Source organism: Acinetobacter sp. MF4640 (assembly GCF_002018895.1).
Lineage (GTDB): Bacteria > Pseudomonadota > Gammaproteobacteria > Pseudomonadales > Moraxellaceae > Acinetobacter > Acinetobacter johnsonii.
The window spans coordinates 1-25985 of record NZ_MVOM01000025.1 but is presented as its reverse complement, the minus strand read 5'-3'; the positions used below and the strand labels follow the sequence as shown (position 1 = coordinate 25985).

The window sequence follows — 25985 nt, the reverse complement described above, 5'->3', positions numbered from 1 at the left end:
ATCAAAATAATTAGCATTTAAATGAACTCGGGGAAATAATGGATATCACAGAATTACTAGCCTTTTCGGCTAAGAACGGGGCATCAGATTTACACTTATCTGCGGGTATGCCACCGATGATTCGTGTCGATGGTGAAGTTCGTCGTATCAATTTACCAGCTTTAGAACACAAAGAAGTGCATAAACTGGTCTATGACATCATGAATGACAAACAACGTCGTGATTTCGAAGAAAAACTAGAAACAGACTTTTCCTTTGAAGTTCCAAGTATTGCTCGTTTTCGTGTGAACGCATTCAACCAAAACCGCGGTGCAGGTGCAGTATTCCGTACCATTCCTTCTAAAGTCCTGACCATGGAAGACTTAGGTTTAGGACAAACCTTTAAAGAGTTGTGTGAATTGCCACGTGGTTTGGTTTTAGTGACGGGACCTACTGGTTCTGGTAAATCTACCACTTTGGCTGCAATGATCGATTATATTAACGATAACCGCTATGACCACATCTTAACAGTTGAAGACCCTATCGAATTTGTACACCAGTCAAAAAAATGTTTGATCAACCAACGTGAAGTGCACCGTGATACACATGGTTTTAACGAAGCACTGCGTTCTGCACTCCGTGAAGACCCCGATATTATCCTCGTGGGTGAGATGCGTGACCTTGAAACCATTCGTTTGGCGCTCACTGCTGCTGAAACGGGTCACTTGGTCTTCGGTACACTACATACCACCTCTGCGGCAAAAACCATCGACCGTGTGATTGACGTATTCCCTGCTGAAGAAAAAGACATGGTTCGTGCCATGTTATCTGAATCGCTACAAGCCGTGATTTCTCAAACCTTACTCAAGAAAAATGGCGGTGGCCGTGTTGCCGCACATGAAATCATGATTGGTATTCCTGCCATTCGTAACTTAATTCGTGAAAACAAAGTGGCACAGATGTATTCTGCTATTCAGACTGGTGCAAACTACGGTATGACCACACTGGATCAAAGTCTGAAAAACTTGGTCACCAAAGGAGTGATCAGTCCACAAACTGCCCGTACAGCTGCCAAGCAACCTGAAACCTTCTTATAAGAAAACAACGGATTTGGGGTATAGATATGGATTTTAACGACTTACTCAATTATATGATTCAACAAAAAGCGTCAGATTTATTTATCACCGCTGATGTTGAACCCTCCATGAAAATTAACGGTCAAATTGTGCCTGTGGCTAAGGGCAAGCTGACGGGTGATGTCGCGGGGCAACTGCTCAACTCGATTATGAGTGAAAAGCAGCGTAAAGAATTTGCGGACACACGTGAGTGCAACTTCGCGATTATGAATCGGGATAAAACGGCACGTTTTCGTGTCAGTGCCTTTCAACAGCGTGATATGCCAGGTATGGTTTTGCGTCGAATTGAGACGCAAATTCCAACCATGGACGAGTTAAAACTCCCGCCTGTGCTCAAAGAGTTAGCCATGACCAAGCGTGGCATCATCATCTTTGTGGGTGCAACAGGTACGGGTAAATCGACCTCTTTGGCTTCGATCATTGGTTACCGTAACCAAAACTCGAAAGGCCATATCATTACCATTGAAGACCCAATTGAATTTATTCATGAGCATGCAGGCTGTATCATTACCCAGCGTGAAGTGGGCATTGATACAGACTCTTTTGAAATCGCACTGAAAAACACCTTACGTCAGGCACCCGATGTGATACTAATTGGTGAGATTCGTTCCCGTGAAACCATGGATTATGCGATTGCCTTTGCTGAAACAGGTCACTTGGTATTTGCAACGCTGCACGCCAACAACGCCAACCAAGCCATCGACCGTATTATTCACTTCTTTGAAGCAGACCGTCATAGCCAATTGTTTATGGACTTGTCTTTAAACCTTAAAGCAATGGTTGCTCAGCAGTTAATTCCAACACCTGATGGTAATTCACGTCGCGCTGCGATTGAGATTTTGATTAACTCACCGTTAATTTCCGATTTGATCCGTAAAGGTGAAATCCACGAAATTAAAGACCTGATGAAGCGTTCTCGTGAACTCGGTATGCAAACCTTTGACCAAGCCTTATTCGATTTGTACAAAGCTAAGCAGATTACCTATAAAGATGCGCTGAAACATGCCGACTCTCCAAACGACTTACGCTTACAAATCAAGTTATCTGAAGAAGGCGGTGATCGTCTATTGCATGCCAGTGCAAACATCACGTTTGACGGACAAGCTTAAGCATTTCTTTAAACAATAAAAAAGGGCTTCTCATGAAGCCCTTTTTTAGATCTAAATTATTACTTTTTACGCAGTGCTTCTTGGCACTCAGCAGCATCACAGTAACCATATAGGTTGAGTGAGTGACCTGTTAAAGTAAAGCCATGCTTTTCAGCAACTTCGTGCTGCTCATGCTCAATCACTTCGTTGCTAAATTCAACCACTTTGTTGCAGTTTTGACAAACGATATGATCATGGTGATCGTCTTGCATGATTTCGAAAACAGAATGGTTATTTTCAAAGTGATGGCGCTGAATAATGCCCGCTGCTTCAAACTGCGTTAACACGCGGTAAACAGTTGCTAAACCGACATCTTCACCTTGTTCAAGTAAAGTCTTATAAATATCTTCCGCACTTAAATGGTGTTGCTTTGAATTTTCTAGTAGTTCTAATATTTTAATTCGTGGAAGTGTAACTTTAAGTCCAGCTTTGCGTAGATCTTGATTTGAAATTGGCATGTAAAAAGGTCTCTCAACAAATTTAAAGTTAGAATATGCAACAAAGTGTAGATGCAGTATGATCTATCCGTGGCTCAATTGCATCATAATTAATTTGGGATAGTGTAGCAAAATGCAAAAAATCATGTTGGCGTTATTCGTCACTTCACTGCTCGCAGGCTGTTCGACCTTGGGCGTTTATAAAGTTGATATTCCTCAAGGTACGCCATTAACTCAAGCACAAGCGTCAAAAATACAAGTTGGCATGAGCCATCAACAAGTTCGCTTTTTGCTTGGCAGCCCGACAGTTTCAGATCCAATGAATCCGCTACGTTGGGACTACATCTACAATTATACCCCAGGAACGTATGCTAAAAAAGCCAAGATTCCTGCTGCACAAGGTCAACACCTGAAAGTCTATTTCGACCCAAACGGTATTGTCCAAAAAATTGAAGGCTTAGAAACCATTCCTGCATCTCAGCCGGGCTTACCAGCATCGAAAGAAGCGATTCTAAACGCGCCCCCACTATAAAGCCTTATTCTAAAAAAGAAACCCCTCAACTGAGGGGTTTTTCATATCATTTCGATTGTTTTAAGCGATTGCCTTTTGCAAAGCGACCCACAGGGTTATTTTGTGCACGTATCCTTCTAATATCTTTAGGATTAATGCTCAAAGGACGATAAATTTCAACACGATCCCCTACTTGCAAAACCTGTTGAAGATCTTTCAAACGGATACCAAAGATGCCCAATTGTAAAGGCTCAGGCAATTCAACCTGCGAACCTATACCACTCAGTTGAATCGCATCTTGTGCCGTCATTCCCTCAGAAAACGGCACACTAATATGAAACTGCTGGTCTGCTGTTGCATAAGCAACCCAGACTTGTTGAAGCATGCTCATTAAATCAGTTTTCCAAGCACGGCTACAATTGCCAATACGATAGAAACGGGTAATACCACACGTACAGCAATGCGCCAAATATTATAAAAAGCTTCATTACTAAAGTTCATCGACTTACGTAAATGGCTAATTTTCATAATCCAACCAGCAAAAATGGCATAAATCAAACAAATCACTAAGCCCCACAGCATCAATAAGATGTTAAAAATCGGGCCAGTGGCTGGAATTAACCACACCAACGTTGCAGCTAGCAATACGAGCCACTGAATCACAATATTTAACTGGCGCTGTGCCAACTGCTCACGTGCCATCTGTAACAGCACGGCTGCCGCTGCAACCGCAGTTAAGGCAATCGCATACGCAGGTAATGCCGCTTGGACTGCAAAAAATGCAAAAGCAACCACAGCTAAAATTTGTGCAATCCAAATCGGTAAAACAGTCTTGGTTGCAGCATCTTGCTGTTGAACTTGTGCCAAACTGTTCTGCCAGTACAGGCCGAGTCCTAAACCGCTTGCCACTAAAGCCAATACCGTTGCACTGCCCCATTCTGAAAATTCAACCGGCGTCACTTGCCACTCAGCGGTTCCTGTACCAGAGAGGTTTGCAAACACTAAGGAAATCAGTACACCGACCGCCGTTAACGCTAAGGCCAACAGACGTGGGGCAAAAGACAACGCAATGGCAACCACAGCCAAAGCAATAAAGATCACGGACGATGTCATATCCGCGAGTGCATATTGATTTAATAATCGCGCAGCATTAGACAACATGCCGCCCGCTAAAAAAGGAATAAAGACGACAGCAAGCCATCCAACAAGACGCCACGTCTGAGAAGCATCGGCATCACGCGTCAAACTCGACAAAGCATTCAATGCCGTGGTTTTTGAACGCTTGGCTAAGGCAATTTCTAAGTAACACACAGGTAAAGCCAAGATCACCATGGTCACTAACCAAAGTAACCAAAAGTCGAGCTGACGTTCAACCTGAATTCCCACCAAGGGTGCAAGTGTGGCAATGATAATAAATGATAAACAAAATGCCATCAGCGGCGATAACCATCGTGACAGAGCATTGTCTTGCATGATGCGTTCCTTCAATAAGTCTTGCGCTATTTTGCCTTGCTCGCTTATGAAAATCAAAAACAAAAAGCAAACCATCAAAACTGATGATTTGCTGCGCTAAATATAATTAAAATTTATTGTTTTTATCCCTCGTTTGGCTCACTTATGAAAAGAAACGAGCAAACCAATTTTTCCCTTTTTTCTTTTCTTTTTCTTTGATAATGCCCATCATATTTTCTTTTACGGCACCGACATAATCTGCATCATCATGCTGGATATGGTTAATCAGCCATTTCGACAACACTTCATGCAGTTCAGCTTCGATTGAATGACCCAGCTCAAAACGGTCCCGATAAGATTCAATTTTTTTAATAAATAAATCATGTACACGTTTGTGCGGTACACGATATTTATAACCCGCTTCTTCTTGGAGAGACTCTTCAAAAGTAAAGTGAGACTGTGTGTAATCAATAATATTTTCTAAAATCTGTTTAACGCGTTCACGGCCAGTATTGACATCGATCGCATCAATTTCATTGATATAATCGAGAATACGGCGGTGTTGATCGTCAATCACATCGATACCAGTATTATATTCTGGAACCCACTTCATTATCATTCCGACCACCCAATAAAAATTAATAGATCAATTACATGAATTAATCATATCGACTATAATTAAAAATAAAAGTGAATCAAATTGGTTGGTTTTATACTATTTCCACAAAATTAAACTTAAGTATATATTTTAAATAGGTAAATAAATTTAAATCCGATCAAAAGAATCAGTTATTATTTAATCGATTTTATTATTTTATAAGTATGTATCAAAATAAAAGCATGTTTTATATTATTATCAACATGCTTTTATATTCTAATCATTTTGAAATAAATTAATATTGATCTGCTTTAGTGACGCGTTTTAAAGACGGATCTTTGGCTTCTCGGATTAAACGTTCCACATGGGTCATTTGGTGGCGGATCGCTTTGCCATATTGAAATAAAATCATTTCACCGGGTGAAAATGCCGTCCACGCTTCATTTTGAGTCAACGGTTCGGTGGTAATCACGGCCACGCGATCCTCTGCGGTAGTCACTTGACTAAAATCAACTTCAACATCAATGTCGATCAGCTGCGCAGGTTTAAATGGGTATTCACGCACCAACCAATGCAGTTTGGTAATGGCATAACTAAACAGGGCCTGCCCATTTGATAAACAGAAATTGAACGTGCCATGCTCCGCAATCCGTGGAGAAACATCAGTTAATAAATCAAAAACTTGATCTAGACTTGGCTCGGTATAGCCAAATTTATTCACCAGTTGGTCCAGTAAATAGCAAAATGCACGTTCACTGTCGGTATTGCCAACTGGGGTAAAGCGTCCTGACAGTACAGGATCAAACTCATGCAAATCGCCATTATGGGCAAAAATCCACTGTCGTCCCCATAACTCACGGCTAAATGGATGTGAGTTTTCTAAGTTAATTTTTCCCTGTGTCGCTTTGCGGATATGTGCAATCACATTGCGTGATTTGATTGGATAATTACGAATTAATTCAGCAATCGGCGACTCAACTGCAGATTGATTGTCAACGAATAAACGGCAGGCTTTATCCTCAAAAAAAGCTATCCCGAAACCGTCACAGTGGTCTGAAGTAATCCCCGCGCGCTGTGAAAAGCCTCGAAATGAAAAGGTAATATCAGTCGGCGTTGCACAGTTCATTCCGAGCAGTTGGCACATAATCTTGATCTTATTTAAACATATTTATTTATGATGGTTTTATTGTGCATGAGTCCTGACTGGCTTGCAATTCACAATGCTTGATAACCCGACCACATTCACGCATAAAACCATTTTTATAAAACGTATAGGCCTAAAAAAAGCCTCCGAGGAGGCTTTTCAAAATATTTAGTGTTTATTACTGCGATTGGTAATTAGTGTACCGACACCATGATCGGTGAAAATCTCCAACAGCGTTGCATGTGGCACACGGCCATCCACAATATGTGCACTCACCACACCACCTTTCACCGCATCTAGAGCACAACCCACTTTCGGAATCATACCGCCGTAAATCACACCCGTTTCAATGAGACGGTCAACTTCTTGAGTGGTTAGACCAGTGAGCAGGTTTTTATTTTCATCTAAAACACCTGAAATATTGGTCAACAAAATCAGCTTTTCAGCACCTAAGGCTTCAGCCACTTTTCCAGCCACCAAATCCGCGTTGATGTTGTAGGTATTGCCCTCTTCATCCACACCTAAAGGTGCAATCACAGGAATAAAATCACCACTGGTAAACATTTCCAATACATCAGTTTTAACACTGGTCACTTCGCCCACTAGGCCTAGATCAATTTTTTGTACCGTGCCATCTTCCGCAGTTTTTTCCATCAGTAACTTTTGTGCACGCAGTAAATTACCATCTTTACCCGTTAAACCAATGGCACGACCACCATGTTGATTAATCAAGTTCACGATAGATTTATTCACACTACCGCCCAACACCATTTCAACCACTTCCATGGTCGCTGGATCGGTCACTCGCATGCCATCAATACGGTCAGACTCACGCCCCAACTGCTTTAAAAACGAGTCCACTTGTGGACCGCCACCATGCACCACGATTGGGTTTAAACCGACGGTTTTTAACAAAACGATGTCACGTGCAAACGAGCTCTCAAGCTCAGGATCGGTCATTGCATTGCCACCATATTTCACTACTAGCGTTTTTCCAGCAAAACGTTGAATGTACGGCAAAGCTTCAGTCAGGACTTGTGCTTTGTCGAGGCCAGTATGTTGATGTGGCATGTGCCTCTCCTTAATGGGCGTCTAATAGGTCTTGTGCAATCTGCGGATAATCTGCCGTCAGCATGTGCACAAAGTTATGGCGAATTTGATGGAGCCGCTGATCACTGTCCGCGTCGAAACGCACAGTAAAATACTCGCCCGTATTCGATGCTCGAATAATGCCAAATCCATCCTCAAAATCAAGTCTTACGCCATCAATTTTACTCATTTCCGCTTGAAAGTGCTGACTTTGTTTTTCCACATTCGCTAAAACCAGCGCGGGTGAAATCTGATGGGTGCTGATATAAATATCTTCTGTACTGGCACGCTCTGGGTAGTCTGCCAGTGCTTCCGACAAAGTGCATTGCTTCAAGCTTAAGTATTCCAACACACGTAGTGCGGCATATAAACCATCGTCATAACCAAAACCACGACCATCATTAAACACATAATGCCCTGCATATTCACCGCCAAAAACCGCATGTCCTTTAGATTGCGCCAAATATTTCCGCAAAAAAGAACTGCCTGTACGAATCATTTTTGGAATACCCTGATGGGCCAGTACTGTATTTCGAACCATGGTGGAACATTTCACATCAAAAACCACTTCATGTTCTGGATGATCGGCCAAACACATGTGCGCAAACAAGGACAATAAACGGTCTGCTGAAATGATTACGCCCTTTTCATCAATCAATACAACACGATCACCGTCACCATCAAAGGCAATACCGATATCGGCATGCTGCTGTTGCACGGCGTTACGCAACAGATCTAAATGTTTGGCTTGAGATGGATCGGGGGCATGTTCAGGAAATTCGCCATTGGCCTCACAGCGTAAAGCATACACCTCAGAGCCGAGTTTCTTTAAGACCAAGACGGCACAACGTCCTGCTGAGCCATATAAACCATCCACCACGACTTTATAGGATCGAGGTTGAGGCATGAGCTGTATATCATTGAGCAATGCCCCCTGATAAGCCAGACAATATTCAGGCACGATCTGATGTGGCAACGTTTGCCAGTTCATCTCTGCATGGCTGTCAAAATATTCATTTGCATCGCGTGCTACCTGCTGGATTGCCTCAGGTAAAGGAGGCTCACCCTGCATAATCCATTTGATCCCATTATCCGACTTCGGATTGTGGCTGGCTGTCACCATAATGCCGTTGCCATCAAACTGGCGTGCCGTGTAATACAACACAGGACTAGCACAACATCCGATGATTTGCGCATCTAAGCCCTGTTTAAGACATTCTTTGTAAATAATTTCTGCAAAAGCAGGACTGCTTTGTCTAGCATCATAACCAATGGCTAAACGTGTCTGCCCAGTCTTTAAATATTGAGTTGCGAGCGCTTGTGCAATGGCACGAATCAACTCAGCACTCATGACATCCAATTTGCCACGGATGTCATAGGCACGAAAAATATGTGCAGGAAATTTTGGCTGAAAATCCATAGGTCTAACTTCTAATTTATTCAGATCAACAGCTCTTTCAGCTGTCCTTGTTGTTATGCTTAACACTGCGTTTAATTTTACTAAGGATTCAAAAAAGAGTTGTAACTTTTTATGAACTAAAAATGATCATTCAGCATTAAAACAACAAAGCCTCTTTCATGGAGAGGCTTTGTTGTTTTACTTTATCACTAACAGATTAGTTTTGACCAGTATGTCCGAAACCACCTGCACCACGTTCTGTCGCTTCAAATTCATTTACAATATCAAACTGTGCTTGCATCACAGGTACAAGTACATACTGTGCAAGACGTTCACCCGGTTCTAAACTGAAAGCTGTTTGGCTACGGTTCCAAACCGACACCATCAATTCACCTTGATAGTCCGAATCAATTAAGCCCACCAAGTTACCCAAAACAATGCCGTGCTTATGACCTAGGCCTGAACGCGGTAAAATTAAACCCGCAAAGTGTGGGTCTTCAATATAAATAGATAAACCCGTTTTGACCAAAACAGTTTGTCCCGGTTCAATGACGGTCGCAGCATCGACACATGCACGAAGGTCTAAGCCTGCTGAACCCGTTGTCGCATAAGTTGGCATTGGCCATTCATTGCCTAAACGTGAATCCAACACTTTAACCTGAACTTTCATTCTCTTTTTCCTAGTACAATAAATTTCTAAAACAAAAAAATATTTAGCGCTTAATCAACGCACGTAAATTGTCTAAATAATGCTGCGCTTGTAATTTCGGATCGATATTGCCCGCCAGTTTCTTTTTACGCCCCAGCCATTCCAACTCATCTTGCGGCAACTCATCCAAGAAGCGACTTGGTGTCATTTGCTTCATTTGACCGCCCGCCTTACGTTGTTCTGCAAGCGTGATGGTTAAACCCTGACGCGCACGGGTGATGCCCACGTACATCAGGCGACGCTCTTCCTCAACTGTATCTGCGGCAATCGAGTTTTTATGCGGCAGCAACTCTTCCTCAAGACCAATCAGATAGACATATGGAAACTCAAGCCCTTTGGATGCATGCAGCGTGAGCAGGTTTACTTTGTCAGTGTCTTCTTCTTCTTGCTGCTGCTCTAACATATCCAGCAACACCATTTTACGAATTACACTTTCAATGTTTTTCTCATCAACATCTTCAGCACGGTTAATCAAACTTTGAATACTGCTATACAGCACTTCAATATTATCCAGCTTGGTTTTTTCCTGCGCAGGCGTCGCCGCAGACTCTTTGACATAGTCGATATAACCCGCTTCAACCATCATCTTGCGAATAATCGGTACAGGTTCATCATCCTCAAGCAACTCACGGGTAAAGGTGGTAATAAAGTCTGCAAACTCCGCCAACTGCGTGGTGGCTTTTTTAGGAATCACCATGGTGAGACGCTGATCACCTGCGGCAGAGAGCAAAGACAAATGATTTTCTTGTGCAAACAGCCCCAGCTTTTCTAAAGTCACAGGCCCAATGGCACGTTTAGGTGTATTGATAATCCGTAAAAATGCACTGTCATCTTCAGGATTAATAATGACGCGCAAATAGCTCATCACGTCTTTGATTTCAGCCCGTCCGAAGAACGACTGACCACCCGATAATTTGTACGGAATCTGCATTTGACGCAGTTGTGTTTCCAGTGCACGTGCTTGAAAGTTCCCCCGATACAAAATGGCGTAATCTTTCCAATTTTTACCATTCATCAGTTTATGCGTAATTAAGTCTTTCACCACACGTTCCGACTCATCGTCATCATTGCGGCACGTAATCACTCGAATTACTTCACCATGACCTTTATCTGACCACAGTTTTTTATCAAAAATATGCGGATTGTTACCAATCACGGTATTGGCCGCTTTTAAAATACGACTGGTCGAACGATAATTCTGTTCGAGTTTAATCACTTTTAAATTGTGAAAATCCTCATTCAGCAAAGCCATATTTTCAGGCTTGGCACCACGCCATGCGTAGATCGATTGATCATCATCACCCACCGCTGTGAACTGACCCATCACTCCCACCAGCAATTTCACCAAAATATACTGTGCGGTGTTGGTGTCTTGATACTCATCGACCAATAAATAGCGAATGCGATTTTGCCAGCGCTCACGTACTTCTGCATTTTCTTGTAAAAGACGCGTCGGCATCACGATCAGGTCATCAAAATCGACCGCATTATAGGCACGTAAATTACGCTCATACAGTTGATACAAGTGCGCAAACTGAACATCTTCTGCGGTTTCACAGGTGGTGTGTGCTTGCTCAGGTGGAATCAGATCGTTTTTCCAATCTGAAATCATCTTCATGGCTTTGGCAATCAGCTCTTTACTTTCCGCACCAGATAAATTGTCACGATGCATCAAGTCCATCAAAATACGCTTACAGTCGTCTGCGTCTAAAATAGAAAAATTATTTTTTAATGGCGTGTGTTTCAGCTCTAAACGCAGCATGTTTAGGCCAAAGGTGTGGAAGGTCGAGACTGAAAGCCCTTTTGCCTCTTCACGTGACAGCAGCTTGGTGACACGTTCTTTCATTTCACGTGCTGCTTTGTTGGTAAACGTCATCGCCGTAATACGATAAGCAGGAATGCCGCAGTGTTTCACCAAGTAGGCAATCTTACGGGTAATCACCGAAGTTTTACCTGAACCAGCCCCTGCAAGTACTAACAAGGGTCCTTGAGTGTATTTCATGGCTTCAAGTTGCTTGTCGTTTAATTGACTTGCCAGTGACATAGTCTTTCCTCTATTTCATTCCGAGCTCGATTATAGTCATCTCCGCTACAGATGCATAATGCAAATTCATATTTTAACAGTCATAAAAAAACCACCCGAAGGTGGTTTTTCAGTCTTCAATAAAAATTATTGAATTGCGTAGATGCTGATTTCTACACGACGGTTTTGCTCACGGCCTTCAGCAGTCGCGTTAGACGCGATTGGGTTTGCTGAACCTTGACCTTGTGCATTAATACGTGTTGTAGAAACACCTTGAGATGCCAAGTAGCTTGCTACAGATTGCGCACGCGCTTGAGACAGAGGAATGTTGATTGAATCATTACCTGTACTGTCTGTATAACCTGTTACAAGAATACCGCTCTTGTTATCTTCAGTTAAGGTTTGCGCAACTTTGTTTAAAGTTGAATAGAAGTTCGGCTTGATGTTTGATTTGTTGGTATCAAAAGTAATGTTACCCGGCATGATTAAGCCTACAGAGCCATCTGGATTACGGTTAACTTCTACACCAGTCCCCGCCATTTGTTGGCGAAGTTTCTTCTCTTTGTTGTCAAGGTAAACACCAGTCGCACCACCAAGTACAGCACCAATCGCTGCAGCACGGTTATTCTGACGACTCGTGTTTGCGTTTCCTTTAGAAACACCATAACCTGCAGCAGCACCAATTAAGGTCCCTAGAGCAGCTTTATCGTATTCTACACCGCCAATGTTATTACCAGTGCTTTGACAACCTGTAAGAACCATTGCCCCAACGACTGCGGAAATTGCTAGTGCACGCATCGCATGCCTCCTTCTTTGTGTGTTTTGTTTATAGACCGAATATTGTCGTAAAACGATGATCTAGACCATTGATTTTTTGTTAATAATAAAGCCTTTATTTACAATATGTAATAAAAAATTTCCTTTTCAAGGCTTTCTTCGTCACAATTTCTACACAGTTAATGCTTGGTGCTTTTCTATTTGATCATCCCGTACTATATTGAGCTTTAGAAATAGAACGAGTTGCGAAACGCATTATATTTTAGGGTTTATTTTTATGTCATCACCAAACCAAAAACAACCTTTATTAAAAAAAATCACACGTGGTTTAACTGTTGGTTCAGTCATTACAGGCAGTACTTTTTTTCATGGCCCTCCAGTGCTTGCGCTTGGCCTGACCAAACTGTTTAAAAAATCTAAAAAGGTGGATGAGACGAATATTCAAATCACTAACAGTTGGCTGGCTGTGAACAATTATTTAATCGATCATGTCTTGCCCAGCACGAAATGGGATATTTCTGTCGATGATGGTCTTGAGCTAAGTATGCAAGGTCGTTATCTCATGACCTGTAACCACCAAAGTTGGGTCGACACCACGGTTAACCAATATTTTGGTTTAACCCGTATGCCCCTTACCCGCTTCTTTACCAAGTGGGAACTTATTTTTATTCCATTTGTCGGCCAAGCTTTTAAAATTCTCGGCTTCCCGATGATGAAGCGGCATAGTAAAGAACAAATTGCGAAAAATCCTGCGTTGAAAACACGCGATATGGAAGAGGCACGTAAGTCTTGTGAACAACTGCTTAGCCAACCATTCACCCTGTTAAACTATTTGGAAGGCACGCGTTTTACTCCAGAAAAACACGCACAGCAGCAATCACCTTATCAAAACTTACTTAAACCGAAAGCGGGTGGCTTGGCCTTAGCCTTAGGTATTTTAGGTAATGACATTGATGCCTTAGTGGATATGACCATTGTCTATCCTGACGGCGCGCCTGGCTATAGTGAATTTTGGCTCGGGGACGTCCCACGGATTGCGGTCAATTTGCGTAAAATTGATATTCCTGCATGGGTACTCGCTGGAAACTATGAAGACGATGCAGACTTTCGTGAACAATTCCAACAGTGGGTCGATCAACTTTGGACTGAAAAAGACCAATTGATTGAAAAAATGAAAGCCAAATACTCAACGTCCAATTTAACCCAGTAAGGGTCTATGCATGATGCAGAATAACCAAGTCAAAAAGTCTAAATATCATCAGGTTGATCCACAAAGTTTGTATTTCAAACTGTTTTTGATCTATGACATTTTTATGGTGTTTCTCATCATTTTTAACTTGTTTTGTTTGTGTGCTAATTTTTTTATCATGAGCAATATCGGTGGATGGTTTTTCCATGCCATTCACCTAGAAAGTGTCTTAAGCTTCTATCGTGAGCATTTGCATCCGTGGGTCATCACCACAGAAGCTTGGTTTATTCTGTTCTTGATTACTGAATTATTGGTGCGTTGGGGCATTGCCATCGTGTATCGACACCATCGTCGCTGGTTTTTCTTCCCTTTCATCCATTGGTACGAAATTTTAGCAATTATCCCTCATTTACGCTTTTTAAGATTATTCCGCGCGGGAGTGATTGCTTTTCGACTGCATGAATTAGGCTATAACGTCATTCCTCCATCGGTACAAGCGAAGGGCAAATTTTACTATCGCGTAGTGATGGAAGAACTGTCTGACCGTGTGGTTATTACTGTATTGGATGGGGTGAAGCACGAATTAAATACCAGCTCGACCCATAAAAAAATTATTCATGACCTCGTCGATCATCATCGGACTTTATTTGCACAAGCATTGGCTGAAATTTTACAAGAATCTCTCGCCACCGAACTGAAACAACGTCAATATTTCATTGCCCAAAATGTCGGTCTGATTGTGAATCGTGCGATTGAAGATACCCCTGAACTGACCCAATTACTGCGTTTGATTCCAATTGTGGGTGGAAGAATTGAGCAACAAATTCAAAGTATCGGACAAAGACTTGGTGAAAACATCACACAAGGTTTACTGGAACCAATGGTTGTGGGAAATCCAGCACAGCCCAATGCCACCTATCGCTTGATAGCTGAAAAAGTCAGTGATTTAAAAATCGATAATCAGTCTTTGGAACAGTTGGTTGAGTCTGTGGTCTATGAAAGCTTAGATGCCATTCGCAAGCAAGTTAAGGTGAAACAGTGGTTAGAAGAGCTTGAAAAAGATGATCAAGCCAAAGAATAAGCATTAAGGTAAAAATATTACAAACGCAGCTAGTGCAATCCTTCATTTTGTTCTAGGATTTGCTCTATTTACAACATCACTTCTTTAGTAAAAAATAAATCTGAGAAGTCTTAAGGAAAAATTATGGCTGATATCCGGATAACTGGCAGAATGGTCAATGCGATTCGCATTACCCTTGACACCAATGATCATGATGCAATCCGACAGCAATTAAGTAAAACATTACAAAATGCATCGACTGCTGGGGCGTTAGTTGTTCTGGAAAGTAGCGTTGAGCAAGAATTAATTTCCTTGATTCAATTATTGCTGGATCTGGATGTACAGCCGATGGCAGTACAAGAAGGAATTTTGGCTGAACAAGCCCGTGCCATTCAATTCCCTGTGATTCCCGCGCAAGGACATGGTATTAGCTCGCAACTTCAAGAAGTCAAAGCAACCAAAGAGCAAGTGGTTGAAGCTCCTGCTCCTGCTACGACAGTTTCTACCAATACGCCAGTTGCGGCAGCACCTGTCATTCGCCATGCAACTTCATATCATGACGAAATTTTACGTACGGGGCAGTGCTTGGTTCAAAATCAAGGCGATATCATTATTACCGCAGGCATTAACAGTGGCTCGGAAGTGATTGCTTCAGGAAATATACATATTTATGGTAGTGCTCGTGGTAGAGTCATTGCCGGCGCGGGCGGAAACAGCGCTGCACGCATCTTCTGTCATGCTTTAGAAGCTGAATTGGTTTCAATTGCAGGGACCTATTGTGTTGCAGATGATATTCCAGCGCAGCATTTAAAACGCCCAACACATATTTACTTAAATGATCAACAAGAGCTTGTATTTGAAGCGCTTGAATTTTAATGTATAAATAAACACCAAAAGCCCCAAATGATAAATAAGGGGATTTAAACCATAACAGGAGTGGATTCGGTGGCGAAAATTGTTGTCGTAACATCAGGCAAAGGTGGCGTAGGCAAAACTACGACAAGCGCATCTTTTGCAACAGGTTTAGCCCTACGTGGTCACAAAACTGTTGTGATCGATTTTGACGTAGGTTTACGTAACCTTGATTTGATCATGGGTTGTGAACGCCGCGTTGTGTATGATTTTGTCAATGTATTAAATAACGAAGCTCGATTACAACAAGCGCTTATCCGTGATAAAGATATCGAGAATTTATATATTTTACCTGCGTCGCAAACCCGTGATAAAGATGCCTTAACTGATGAAGGCGTAGCACGTGTCATGGATGAGTTGTCACAAGAGTTTGACTACATTATTTGTGACTCACCTGCAGGTATCGAACGCGGTGCAATTTTAGCAATGTACCATGCCGATGAAGCGATTATTGTCACCAACCCTGAAATTTCATCTGTACGTGACTCTGACCGTATTATTGGTATGCTCGACAGCAAAACCAAAAAAGTTGAAATGAATGAAGGTCGTATTCGTAAACACTTGTGTATCACACGCTTCAACCCTGAACGTGCGGATAAACAAGAAATGTTAACCATTGACGACATTTCTAAAGATATTTTACGTGTGCCAACTTTGGGAGTGATTCCTGAGTGTAAGAGTGTTTTACAAGCATCTAACGAAGGTAAACCAGTGATTCTCTTTACTGAAGAAGCAGCAGGCCAAGCCTATGATGACCTTGTGGCACGTTTCTTAGGTGAAGAACGTCCTTACCGTCATATTACGGTGAAGCCTAAAGGCTGGTTAGCACGACTATTTGGAGCGTAGACATGGCAGGATTTTGGAGTAAGCTTTTTAGTAATGATGAAAAACCGTCTAGTGCTCAAACCGCAAAAGATCGTTTGAAAGTCATCGTAGCGTCTGAAAGCGGTTTAGGTAAACGTCTTAGCCAAGACAAAATCGACCAAATGAAGAAAGAAATCATGCAAGTGGTGAATCGCTATGTTCGCGGTGTAGATGAACAGCACATTCAAATGGCTGTCCGTTCTGAAGCGAATATTGAAATGCTTGAAATGAATATCAATTTGCCTGAAGAACGTTAATCTGATTTTTGATTAGTCAAGTAAATTGAATCAAGGCAGAATATGCGCAGACACAAGAAAGTATTTTCTTTGTCTCCCATATTTTGCCTTTTTTAATGATTAAACCAGTAAGGAGATTGCTATGGCATTATCTCAGCCAGCAACGTTCAATGAAGAATGGTCAGATGAGCGTGTATTTGCCTACTTAACTCAGCTTCCTCCTGAAGGTGTGAATGGCGACTTTCATGTGTTGTACCATGCCTTTAAACACATGCGCCCAAGTGATTATGAGCGTCTGCTCACCCAATTTAAAACGGATGGTCGCGACATTAATGCAACCAATCCAGAAGGTCAGCGTATCCATGAAGTAATTGCCGCATATCAACGTCAAGCAGCTCCCTTCTTAGAGGTTTTGGCTAAATTCGCCTAAACCTAGATCTGCTTAATGCACATGACCTACAAATGCCAGCTCATTCCTAGAAGACTGGCATTTTTTATGACTGTAAAAACCACATCCAAAGTGGAAAAGTCAAACCGAAACACAAAGTTTGCAAACTAATGATTGCTGCCATGAGCTGACTGTCCCCTTGAAAATATTTGGTCAGGACATAGGCAGCCGATGCTGTCGGCAGTGAGAAGAAAACAACCACAATCATGGTTTCAAATGTTGCTAAACCAAATAAAAGACATCCTACATAGGCTAAAATAGGCACCAAGATTAAACGCCCAAAGGTATTCAGAATCAGCGCTCGGCCAGCATATTTTAGCGCATTAAACTGTAGTGCTGCGCCCACACACAATAGCCCAAGTGGGAGACTCATCCCTACTACCAGCTTTAAAGATTGGCTGATGCTCTCGGGCAAATGCATACCTGAAAAATTAAAAATAATCCCGACCAGACAAGCCAGAATCAGCGGATTTTTCGCAACCGACCACGCAATATTTTTATAAGACAGTCCCTGCCCTTGAGAAAAACCAAGTACGGACAGTACATTCACCAAAGGAATGACAAAGGCAATAATCATGGCAAAGACTTGCATCCCCGCAGCACCAAAAATCAAAGCCATACTGGTCAAACCAATATAAGTATTAAAGCGAATATGACTCTGTAAATAGACGCCAAATTGCGCCACAGGTGTACCATACACCGCTTTTAATACCCACAGCACGACACTCATCAGCAAGGTCACAGTAAAGACCACAGCAAGCGCTGGCAGGACTTGCCCGACATTAAAATGAACGGTGGCTAGACTACTGAACAGCAAAACAGGAAACAAAATCCAATAATTCAGTCTTTCAGCGCCTTGCCAAAATTCCACCGTTAAAAAGCGATACCGCTTTAATACATACCCCATGGCAATGAGTACTACCAATGGAATTAATGCATCAATAATTTGCATGACTGGATGCCTAAACTGAATGATTAAGAAAAAGCCTGCAATCCGCAGGCTTTCCTTTTAAACTAAAATTTCTCGCTTACCGTTCGCACCTTGCGCACTCACGATCCCATTTTCTTCCATTTGGTCGACAATCCGCGCGGCACGGTTATAGCCCAAACTAAACTTACGTTGTAGCGAGGACACCGAAACCTTGCGTGTTTCCAATACAAAGGATACGCACTGGTCATAAAGTGCATCACGGTTTGGATCGCCATCACCATCTTCAAAGCCACGAGAACTTGGCTCTTCATCAAATGGTGTTAGGATTTCATCAACATAATTTGGCGAGCCACGTTCACGCCAAGCATCACAGATGCGGTTGACTTCATCATCGGCAATAAAGGCACCATGTACACGTTCAGGTTCAATTTTACCCGGCCCTAAGAACAACATATCACCATGACCCAGTAAGTCTTCCGCCCCACCAGCATCCAAAATCGTGCGAGAGTCAATTTTTGAGTTCACGCGTAAAGCCACACGTGTTGGAATATTAGCTTTAATCAGACCTGTAATTACATCGACCGATGGACGCTGCGTTGCAAGTAACAAATGAATGCCTGCGGCACGTGACTTTTGTGCCAAACGCGTAATCATTTCTTCAGCTTTCTTACCGACCTGCATAATCATATCGGCAAACTCGTCCGCCACAATTACAATCGATGGTAATGGGGTCAAACGTGGTGCACGCTCACCGACAACCGAATCACTTGCTTTCCAGGTCGGATCAATCAGCTCTTCGCCATTGGCAATCGCTTCTTCCACTTTACGGTTATAGTCCGCTAGCTTACGAATTTTTAAGAAAGACATCAGCTTATAACGGCGTTCCATTTCATTCACACACCAGTTCAATGCACTGACCGCATCTTTCATATCAGTCACAACTGGGGTGAGCAAATGTGGGATATCGTTATAGTTAGCAAGTTCTAACTGTTTCGGGTCAATCAAAATTAAACGCAACTCATTCGGCGTATATTTCAACAACATCGATAAAATCATCGAGTTCACTGCCACCGATTTACCTGAACCTGTGGTGCCTGCAACCAGCATATGCGGTGCTTTACCTAAGTCAGCAATGACGGGATTACCCGAAATATCTTTGCCCATTGCCATCGAAAGAATGCTATTCGGATCGGTAAAAGCAGGAATGGTCAACAACTCGATTAAACGCACCATTTCACGTGTGCTATTCGGCACTTCAATCCCGATATACGGTTTACCTGGAATGACTTCAACCACACGTACAGATGCCATCGACATTGAACGAGCCAAATCTCGCGAGATATTGGTCACTTTAGAGGCTTTCACACCTGGGGCCAAATCCAATTCAAAACGAGTTACTACAGGCCCTGGCTGTGCTTCGACTACTTTGGCTTTGACATTGAACTCTTGTAGTTTAATTTCAAGTAGTTCAGATAAACGCGCCAACTGCTCAGCGGTGAAATTGACTTTTTTATTGAGGTCAACTTCATCCAGTAAATCCAGTCCTGGCAGCGGTGATAAATCACGACGACGCTCTGCTACTTGCATGGACAAAGACATTGGACGGCCTGATGCATCCGTTAGTGGCGCATCAAAATCGAAGTCGTCTTCTTCTTGCGGTTTTCCAGCAGTGTCCTGCCATGCTTCAATAAACGCTTCTTTGGACAAAACTTCTTTGGCTACAGCCGCTGTAGCACTTGTGCTCACTGTATTATGATGCTGAATGGGTGCTTGTACAAAAGCTGATGACTGCGCATAGCTGCTGCTGGAGCGTACATCTGAAGCAGCTACTTTCTGCTCCGACCAATCTTCAGCAAGGAATTCGTCTAAATCATCCAACTCATCAAGCTGTGCTTTTGCAATTCCACTCGGCGCTGGTTGTAACGCAACGGGACTTGCAGCAACACTCAAGGTTGCAACCTCGGCTACCGCAATTGGATCTTCAACCACATGTAAATGAGACACCGGTTCAGGCGTATTGAATGGGCTGTGAACATCCGTTGCTGTTTTGCCATTGGGTACGGCAGCAAGCAGCTCGTCAAAGATTTCATCATCATCCCAATCGACATTTTTCTTCTGTGCAGGGGCATCGTCTTGGAAATAATGAGGATCAGCAATTGGGGTTGTATGATCTTGAACCACTGCTTGAAAATGTTGTTCTGGGCTAAATGGGCGATCTTCTTCGGCAGCACGAAGTAAAGCATCAATATCATTTTTATGACGTTGATCTTCTCCTGAGTTTAATGCACGCCACACTTCCCCTGTCGCCACCACGCGTTGACTGTCTTGTTCTAATTGGTGCGCTTTTTCTATAGTCCGCTCAAGCTCTACTTCATCATCCACATCCACCTGTTGTTCTTGAACACGTTGCTCTTTGGCCACCATGTCATTAAACAAATGCTCTGCTGAATAGTCGCGCTGAGGTGCTTTAACTGATAGCTCTTGCACGGCTGGTGCCTCGACCAATTCGGTCTCTTCAAAACTCTTTTTCGGTGCCGTTGCAATCACTTCTTTTTTCACACTTGGCGTCGTGCGATCAAAGGCAGACTCGCTTTCAGGCACATTACGGTAAAATAAATCTTGTAAATATGCAGGAGTTGCTTTGAGGGTCGCGAAAGTACGGTTCCATTTGATACCGAAAGCCAAGGTCAATAAGACCACGGTAAACACGACCAAAAATAAGGTTGCACCGTAAATGGTTAAAATCTGCGACAAACTTTGTCCCAGTTCATAACCAATAATGCCGCCAGAGGCATTGTCTAAAGTGTCCGCTGGAACTTTCCAAAACAAGAACAGTAAGCTGGCGGTTGCAAGCAAAATAAAGAATTGTGCAGCATAACGAAATGGGCGGTTTAAAAAACTATGCGGCCACCATACTTGAATGGCTTCAATGAACAAAAACACAGGAATAAGTAGACTTGCCCAGCCTAAAAAACCGAACAATAAGTCAGCAATCCACGCCCCAGCAACGCCACTGGCATTCGAGACTTGCAAGGTATCACTTGATATATGCATCCAGCCCGGATCAAATGGGGTATAGGTCACGGTAGCAAGGAACAAATAAATGCCAAACGAGACTAAAAATAATGTCATTAATAAGCGCTGTGCATAAGCACCCGACACCTCAGTCATATACTGTCCTGTAACAAATTCTTCATTAATGTTTTTGTTCGAAACCTAAAGCAAAAGTTTCACAATAAACGTCATATTATGCACCTCTTCTTTATAAAAAGATGCACTATTCTTAAATGCTTTATGTATAACGAGCAGATGATTTTTCCACTTTTTCCCGCTCTACACCGCATATTTCTTCTATATAGCTCAAATCGATTTGATTGATCAATAATATCGACATTGAACTCACACAACTGTTATAGAGTTTCACGTATAATTCCACAAATTTCTAAATAAAAAAAGGATTCTACGTATGAGCGCTCGTCACTCACGTTTGATTATTCTCGGTTCAGGCCCTGCGGGTTACAGTGCTGCGGTATATGCTGCGCGTGCCAACTTAAAGCCGACATTGATTGCGGGTATCCAACTCGGTGGTCAACTAACGACAACGACTGAAGTTGATAACTGGCCGGGTGACCCTGAAGGCTTAACAGGTCCTGCACTGATGGAACGTATGCAAGCGCATGCTGAACGCTTTGGTACCGAAATCATCTACGATCATATCAATGAAGTCGACCTTTCTGTACGTCCATTTGTACTCAAAGGTGACATGGATGAGTTCACTTGTGATGCACTGATTATTGCCACAGGTGCGACCGCTCAGTACTTAGGTCTTGAGTCTGAAGCTGCTTTTATGGGCCAAGGCGTAAGCGCATGTGCAACCTGTGATGGTTTCTTCTACAAAAACCAAAAAGTCATGGTTGTGGGTGGCGGTAATACTGCCGTTGAAGAAGCACTATATTTGTCTAACATTGCATCGCATGTGACTTTGGTTCACCGTCGTGATTCATTGCGTTCTGAAAAGATTCTTCAAGATCATTTATTTGAGAAAGAAAAAGAAGGCAAAATCAGCATCATTTGGAATCACCAAGTCGATGAAGTTTTAGGTGACAACACAGGTGTAACGGCCGTTCGCTTAAAATCGACTCAAGATGAATCTACACAAGATATTGATGTGCAAGGTTTGTTTGTTGCCATTGGGCACAAGCCAAACAGCGCGATGTTTGATGGTCAATTGAACTTACGTGATGGCTATATCCAAGTCCAAAGCGGTACATCTGGTAATGCCACAGCTGCTTCTGTCGCAGGTGTATTCGCAGCAGGCGACATTGCTGATAGCGTTTATCGTCAAGCGATCACTTCAGCGGGTTCTGGCTGTATGGCTGCGCTAGATGCGGAAAAGTATTTGGATGCTTTAGGCGAATAATCTAAGCCTTGAAAAAGACCGCCTTCCATAGGCGGTTTTTTTATGTATGATCTTAAAGTCATTTTTTATCATGTATACACATCACTATGCAGCAGTTACCGCCTTCTGAGTATATCTTTCCCGATCCGCTTGAAGTTGACCCCGAGGGTGAAGGCTTAATTTGTATCGGTGCAGACCTCTCCCCTTCTACCCTGTTTGAAGCCTACAGCCATGGTTTGTTTCCATGGTTCTCAACAGGCGAGCCCATCTGCTGGTGGTGCCCCGAGCCACGTTGCATCATCCGTCCGCAGGATTATCAGCCCAGTAAAACTCTCATTCGGAGTATGAAAAAGCAAGATTATCGCATCACCATCAATCAGGCTTTTGAACGGGTGATCCGTGCCTGCTCACTACCACGCAGCTACGCTGATGACACGTGGATCAGTGAAGACATTATTGATGGCTACTGTGCAATGTTTGATGCAGGTTATGGCTATAGTGTTGAAGTATGGGATCAAACACGCTTGGTTGGTGGACTATACGGCGTCAGCATTGGACACGGCTGTTTTGGAGAGTCCATGTTCAGTACCGAAACGGATGTCTCAAAAATGGCATTTTATACGCTGATGTTGATTGGACGTGAAAATAAGCTGCCTTGGATCGACTGCCAATTGGTCAATAATCATCTGTTAAGCCTTGGTGCTTGTACACTTTCTCGGCAAACCTACTTAAAATCGTTACAAGATGTTGTAAATCAACCCGCTATCGATTGGAAAATGTATCAGGACGGTGTATTTTCAAGTAAAACAATAGCGCAAAATGCGCGACTGACTGAATAAAGAATAATAGAGGGATTTATCATGAATTCGTATCACCCGAAGTCCCTACTGAATGATTTACAGTATTACATCACGCCACCGCATGACTGTAGCTATCTAGAAAAAAAGTCAGCTCGGATGGTATTTCTCGATCCAGCACATCGTATTGATGTCGTCACGCTGTCTGAACTTTCTCGGGTTGGTTTTCGCCGGAGTGGTGATTTTGTTTACCGCCCAGAGTGTCATCTATGTCGACAGTGTCTATCTAGCCGCGTACCTGTGCGCGAATTTAAAATGAACAGCAGTCAAAAAAAAGCATGGAAACGCAATCAAGATCTCACTTTAAAAATTACCCGCACTGCAGACGCCACCCAAAAACATTATGACTTATATGAGCGTTATATTTTTAAACGCCATGCCGATGGAGACATGTTCCCGCCTAGCCGTGATCAATTTGATAAATTCCTCGTGCATAGCTGTACTGAGAGCTTTTTCTTAGAGCTATGGAAAGAAGACCAGCTCATCTGTGTGTCGACCTGCGATCCTCTAGATGATGGTTTATCTGCGGTTTATACTTTTTTTGATCCCGATGAAAACAAACGCTCACTAGGGACTTTCGCCATTTTAAAACAAATCGAGCTCGCCAAAGCACGCGCTTTACAGTTTGTGTATTTAGGCTATTGGGTGCCGCACTCAGAAAAAATGAACTATAAATCGCAGTATTTACCGCTAGAATTGTTAATTGATGGTCAGTGGCGCAGACTCAATCATAGTCTGAGCAGCGAGGAAGTGCAGCAACTGGGAAACTCCTTAATGACCACCCTACCTTCGGGGTGGAATAACGCCATTATTAAATAATGGCACCATACAGAAGCTCAACTGTTCTCTTATTTAAATAACTCGGAAAAGTCATCACTACACGATTTCACCATAATAATGGCATGCTCACGACCACCATCTGGTTTAGGATAATAATTTTTACGCAAATCAATTTGATGAAAACCGGACTTTTCATACAAGGCAATCGCTGCTTGATTGCTCTCACGGACTTCTAAAAATACTTGTATCGGGTTGTTTTTAAGTTGTGCCAGTGAAGCATCTAATAGCTGATACCCCAACCCTTTGCCTTGCTGGCTTGGATGAATGGCCATCAACAATAAATTGGCCTCATCAAGAACGGGCTGGAGGATACAAAAGCCTACCACCTGCCCTGCCTGTTCAATCACGGTACTGTGATAAGACTGCATGGACTCTTGGAACTGTTGTAGGCTCCAAGGATGGGTTTGAACTAAATTTTCAATCTGCGCAACTTGGCTTAAGTCCGCAGCTTGCATTAAACGAATCATCTTCGTTTATCTTTCTAAAATGTGGAGGTCACAGTATAAAAAATTTGTGCTAAAAACCGAACAAAAAAAAGAGCGATTTACATCGCTCAAAGAGCCAAAACTGCTTAAAACCCTAATTTTAACTTCCACTTCTCAAGTAACGCATCGGTGTCGTGATGATTAGGATGAAAACCCGGTTTAAAGTACATGATCATTTCACGTGCCATCCCTGTAATAATCCCTTTCGATGGACTATATGCATAGGTATAAATATCTTTCAGCGCCGCCCTGTTCAGCTGTTTATCTTGCTGTAATAAACGAAATACAAAGTACGACTGCACGCATAATAAAATGGCCATGGCTGCAACCAGTGATCCCGTTCGTAGTAAATAGGATTTGACTCCCTTACCAAAAACACCTTCAAACACATCATAAGCCACAGCTTTGTGCTCATTTTCTTCAATGGCATGCCATAACCACATGGTTTTCATGGTTTCATCGCTCATCAGCTCTTGAATGTGGTTATTGACCAACAACTGAGAGGCAATGGTTGCAGTAAAATGTTCCAGCGCGGTGGTTGCCGTTAAATCCACCATCTCTTGAGTAATACCCACAGGCTTGCCGAGAAAAGCAAACACTTTACGCGTGGTTTGAATTGCACGATCCGTATAGCGATCAAGTGGTGCAACATCGTGCCCATACTTTTGTGCCGAAGCATTAAAACCTTCATGTTCTTGCGTATGCATCGCTTCTTGACCAATAAAGGCTGAAATCTCTTTTTGTAGTTCGGCATTATCTTTGATTGAGGGATGCTGTCTAACGACACGAACACTGTCGATAAAAAACATTTCACCTGCTGGAAAGAGTGCCGAAAGCGCAGTCATAAAATGGGTCAGTCCAGCTGAACCATTCATCCAATATTCAGGTACGCTTTCAAACTCAAAGTTCATCCGACGTACAGGGAAACTCGCGCCCGCACGGTTGGTGATTTTTACCTTTGCATTCATCTTTCTGCTCCTATGAATATCCTGAAGACATCCATTACTTATAGTTGTTTTCGTCTTTTTATCTTACGTGATTGGGCTCCGCCCATAAGTGCAGTTAGGGTCAGCAAAATATCAGTTTAGGACAGTTTTAAGCGTAGATTGTTAGACAATTTAGTGTGCGTAAACTTCTACGCTATTTTTAGGATGAACACTAAAACATGATGTATCTTGCCTAAAATAATCACTTTCGCAGTAAAATGAATAAATAAAAAAAGCGCCCCAAAGGAGTAATGCTGATCAGTTAAGACAAAATAGCTGAAATGCGGTAAAAATGAGCGTATCCAGATACGCTCATTTTTTTATGACTTTTTCTCAGAATTTAAGTTCAGCATTTCAGCAGACAGCTCCTTCACTT

Annotated in this window: 27 protein-coding genes; 12 read left to right on the top strand and 15 right to left on the bottom strand. The window is 42.6% G+C overall.

Annotated elements, in window-relative coordinates:
- Nucleotides 1-38 precede the first annotated feature (38 nt).
- Together MF4640_RS09805 and MF4640_RS09800 are read left to right on the top strand one after the other, a co-directional pair.
- Nucleotides 39-1076, top strand: coding sequence for a type IV pilus twitching motility protein PilT (locus MF4640_RS09805; protein WP_004694862.1), 1038 nt, complete (start codon nucleotides 39-41; stop codon nucleotides 1074-1076).
- 26 nt (nucleotides 1077-1102) lie between these two features.
- On the top strand, nucleotides 1103-2224 hold the full coding sequence (locus tag MF4640_RS09800; RefSeq protein WP_010326019.1) for a PilT/PilU family type 4a pilus ATPase: 1122 nt from the start codon (nucleotides 1103-1105) through the stop codon (nucleotides 2222-2224).
- Nucleotides 2225-2283: 59 nt separating this feature from the next.
- On the opposite strand, the gene fur is transcribed toward MF4640_RS09800, so the two are convergent.
- Entirely contained in the window at nucleotides 2284-2721 is a 438-nt protein-coding gene (gene fur / locus MF4640_RS09795) for a ferric iron uptake transcriptional regulator (protein ID WP_004694866.1), read from the bottom strand.
- Between the two features lie 112 nt (nucleotides 2722-2833).
- Here fur and MF4640_RS09790 point away from each other — a divergent pair, with 112 nt between their 5' ends.
- A complete protein-coding gene (locus MF4640_RS09790; protein ID WP_004694868.1) occupies nucleotides 2834-3232 on the top strand; it encodes an outer membrane protein assembly factor BamE in 399 nt (132 codons plus the stop codon).
- 46 nt (nucleotides 3233-3278) lie between these two features.
- Here the strand turns inward: MF4640_RS09790 and MF4640_RS09785 are convergent, their stop codons facing one another.
- The 9 genes from MF4640_RS09785 to MF4640_RS09745 all read right to left on the bottom strand — a co-directional run bounded on the left by MF4640_RS09785 (nucleotide 3279) and on the right by MF4640_RS09745 (nucleotide 12423).
- Nucleotides 3279-3602, bottom strand: coding sequence for an RnfH family protein (locus tag MF4640_RS09785; RefSeq protein ID WP_078389449.1), 324 nt, complete (start codon nucleotides 3600-3602; stop codon nucleotides 3279-3281).
- Nucleotides 3602-4684 (bottom strand): hypothetical protein, encoded by a 1083-nt coding sequence (locus MF4640_RS09780; protein ID WP_078389468.1) that lies wholly within the window; start codon nucleotides 4682-4684, stop codon nucleotides 3602-3604. Before MF4640_RS09780 ends, MF4640_RS09785 begins: the two co-directional genes overlap by 1 nt.
- A gap of 142 nt (nucleotides 4685-4826) precedes the next feature.
- Nucleotides 4827-5282, bottom strand: a complete 456-nt coding sequence (locus MF4640_RS09775) for a bacteriohemerythrin (protein WP_078389448.1) — start codon at nucleotides 5280-5282, stop codon at nucleotides 4827-4829.
- 274 nt (nucleotides 5283-5556) lie between these two features.
- Nucleotides 5557-6405 carry a class II glutamine amidotransferase gene (locus MF4640_RS09770; protein ID WP_078389447.1) on the bottom strand — a complete coding sequence of 283 codons (849 nt, stop codon included), beginning with the start codon at nucleotides 6403-6405 and terminating at the stop codon, nucleotides 5557-5559.
- 168 nt (nucleotides 6406-6573) lie between these two features.
- Nucleotides 6574-7476: an acetylglutamate kinase gene (argB, locus tag MF4640_RS09765; protein ID WP_004984290.1), complete on the bottom strand. Its 903-nt coding sequence runs from the start codon at nucleotides 7474-7476 to the stop codon at nucleotides 6574-6576.
- Between the two features lie 10 nt (nucleotides 7477-7486).
- On the bottom strand, nucleotides 7487-8914 hold the full coding sequence (locus MF4640_RS09760) for a phosphomannomutase/phosphoglucomutase (protein WP_005400162.1): 1428 nt from the start codon (nucleotides 8912-8914) through the stop codon (nucleotides 7487-7489).
- A 196-nt stretch (nucleotides 8915-9110) separates the two neighbouring features.
- Entirely contained in the window at nucleotides 9111-9563 is a 453-nt protein-coding gene (gene dut, locus MF4640_RS09755; protein WP_004984286.1) for a dUTP diphosphatase, read from the bottom strand.
- A gap of 43 nt (nucleotides 9564-9606) precedes the next feature.
- Entirely contained in the window at nucleotides 9607-11646 is a 2040-nt protein-coding gene (locus MF4640_RS09750) for a UvrD-helicase domain-containing protein (protein WP_078389446.1), read from the bottom strand.
- Nucleotides 11647-11772: 126 nt separating this feature from the next.
- Nucleotides 11773-12423 (bottom strand): OmpA family protein, encoded by a 651-nt coding sequence (locus MF4640_RS09745; RefSeq protein ID WP_078389445.1) that lies wholly within the window; start codon nucleotides 12421-12423, stop codon nucleotides 11773-11775.
- A 256-nt stretch (nucleotides 12424-12679) separates the two neighbouring features.
- On the opposite strand from MF4640_RS09745, the gene MF4640_RS09740 reads away from it, so the two are divergent.
- From MF4640_RS09740 to MF4640_RS09715, 6 genes are all read left to right on the top strand, one after another.
- Nucleotides 12680-13612: an acyltransferase gene (locus MF4640_RS09740; RefSeq protein ID WP_078389444.1), complete on the top strand. Its 933-nt coding sequence runs from the start codon at nucleotides 12680-12682 to the stop codon at nucleotides 13610-13612.
- A gap of 10 nt (nucleotides 13613-13622) precedes the next feature.
- Nucleotides 13623-14672 (top strand): hypothetical protein, encoded by a 1050-nt coding sequence (locus MF4640_RS09735; protein WP_004694898.1) that lies wholly within the window; start codon nucleotides 13623-13625, stop codon nucleotides 14670-14672.
- Between the two features lie 123 nt (nucleotides 14673-14795).
- A complete protein-coding gene (gene minC, locus MF4640_RS09730; protein ID WP_078389443.1) occupies nucleotides 14796-15527 on the top strand; it encodes a septum site-determining protein MinC in 732 nt (243 codons plus the stop codon).
- Nucleotides 15528-15596: 69 nt separating this feature from the next.
- Nucleotides 15597-16409 carry a septum site-determining protein MinD gene (gene minD, locus MF4640_RS09725; RefSeq protein WP_010326008.1) on the top strand — a complete coding sequence of 271 codons (813 nt, stop codon included), beginning with the start codon at nucleotides 15597-15599 and terminating at the stop codon, nucleotides 16407-16409.
- 2 nt (nucleotides 16410-16411) lie between these two features.
- Complete coding sequence (gene minE / locus MF4640_RS09720; RefSeq protein WP_004694905.1) at nucleotides 16412-16684, top strand: cell division topological specificity factor MinE; 273 nt, start codon at nucleotides 16412-16414, stop codon at nucleotides 16682-16684.
- 121 nt (nucleotides 16685-16805) lie between these two features.
- Complete coding sequence (locus MF4640_RS09715; RefSeq protein ID WP_078389442.1) at nucleotides 16806-17093, top strand: PA4642 family protein; 288 nt, start codon at nucleotides 16806-16808, stop codon at nucleotides 17091-17093.
- Between the two features lie 64 nt (nucleotides 17094-17157).
- Here the strand turns inward: MF4640_RS09715 and MF4640_RS09710 are convergent, their stop codons facing one another.
- The 3 genes from MF4640_RS09710 to MF4640_RS19895 all read right to left on the bottom strand — a co-directional run bounded on the left by MF4640_RS09710 (nucleotide 17158) and on the right by MF4640_RS19895 (nucleotide 21466).
- Nucleotides 17158-18063 (bottom strand): AEC family transporter, encoded by a 906-nt coding sequence (locus MF4640_RS09710; protein WP_078389441.1) that lies wholly within the window; start codon nucleotides 18061-18063, stop codon nucleotides 17158-17160.
- A gap of 57 nt (nucleotides 18064-18120) precedes the next feature.
- Entirely contained in the window at nucleotides 18121-21213 is a 3093-nt protein-coding gene (locus MF4640_RS09705) for a DNA translocase FtsK (RefSeq protein WP_078389440.1), read from the bottom strand.
- A gap of 121 nt (nucleotides 21214-21334) precedes the next feature.
- On the bottom strand, nucleotides 21335-21466 hold the full coding sequence (locus MF4640_RS19895) for a hypothetical protein (RefSeq protein WP_264754357.1): 132 nt from the start codon (nucleotides 21464-21466) through the stop codon (nucleotides 21335-21337).
- Between the two features lie 42 nt (nucleotides 21467-21508).
- Between MF4640_RS19895 and trxB the strand changes: the two genes are divergently transcribed.
- From trxB to MF4640_RS09690, 3 genes are all read left to right on the top strand, one after another.
- Entirely contained in the window at nucleotides 21509-22462 is a 954-nt protein-coding gene (gene trxB / locus MF4640_RS09700) for a thioredoxin-disulfide reductase (protein WP_004694912.1), read from the top strand.
- Between the two features lie 86 nt (nucleotides 22463-22548).
- Nucleotides 22549-23280, top strand: coding sequence for a leucyl/phenylalanyl-tRNA--protein transferase (aat, locus tag MF4640_RS09695; RefSeq protein WP_078389439.1), 732 nt, complete (start codon nucleotides 22549-22551; stop codon nucleotides 23278-23280).
- Between the two features lie 21 nt (nucleotides 23281-23301).
- On the top strand, nucleotides 23302-24117 hold the full coding sequence (locus tag MF4640_RS09690; protein ID WP_005400173.1) for an arginyltransferase: 816 nt from the start codon (nucleotides 23302-23304) through the stop codon (nucleotides 24115-24117).
- Nucleotides 24118-24146: 29 nt separating this feature from the next.
- Here MF4640_RS09690 and rimI read toward each other — a convergent pair whose 3' ends face one another.
- Both rimI and MF4640_RS09680 read right to left on the bottom strand, forming a co-directional pair.
- Complete coding sequence (gene rimI, locus MF4640_RS09685) at nucleotides 24147-24605, bottom strand: ribosomal protein S18-alanine N-acetyltransferase (protein ID WP_058869027.1); 459 nt, start codon at nucleotides 24603-24605, stop codon at nucleotides 24147-24149.
- A gap of 104 nt (nucleotides 24606-24709) precedes the next feature.
- Nucleotides 24710-25591 carry a metal-dependent hydrolase gene (locus tag MF4640_RS09680; protein WP_078389438.1) on the bottom strand — a complete coding sequence of 294 codons (882 nt, stop codon included), beginning with the start codon at nucleotides 25589-25591 and terminating at the stop codon, nucleotides 24710-24712.
- Between the last annotated feature and the right edge of the window lie 394 nt (nucleotides 25592-25985).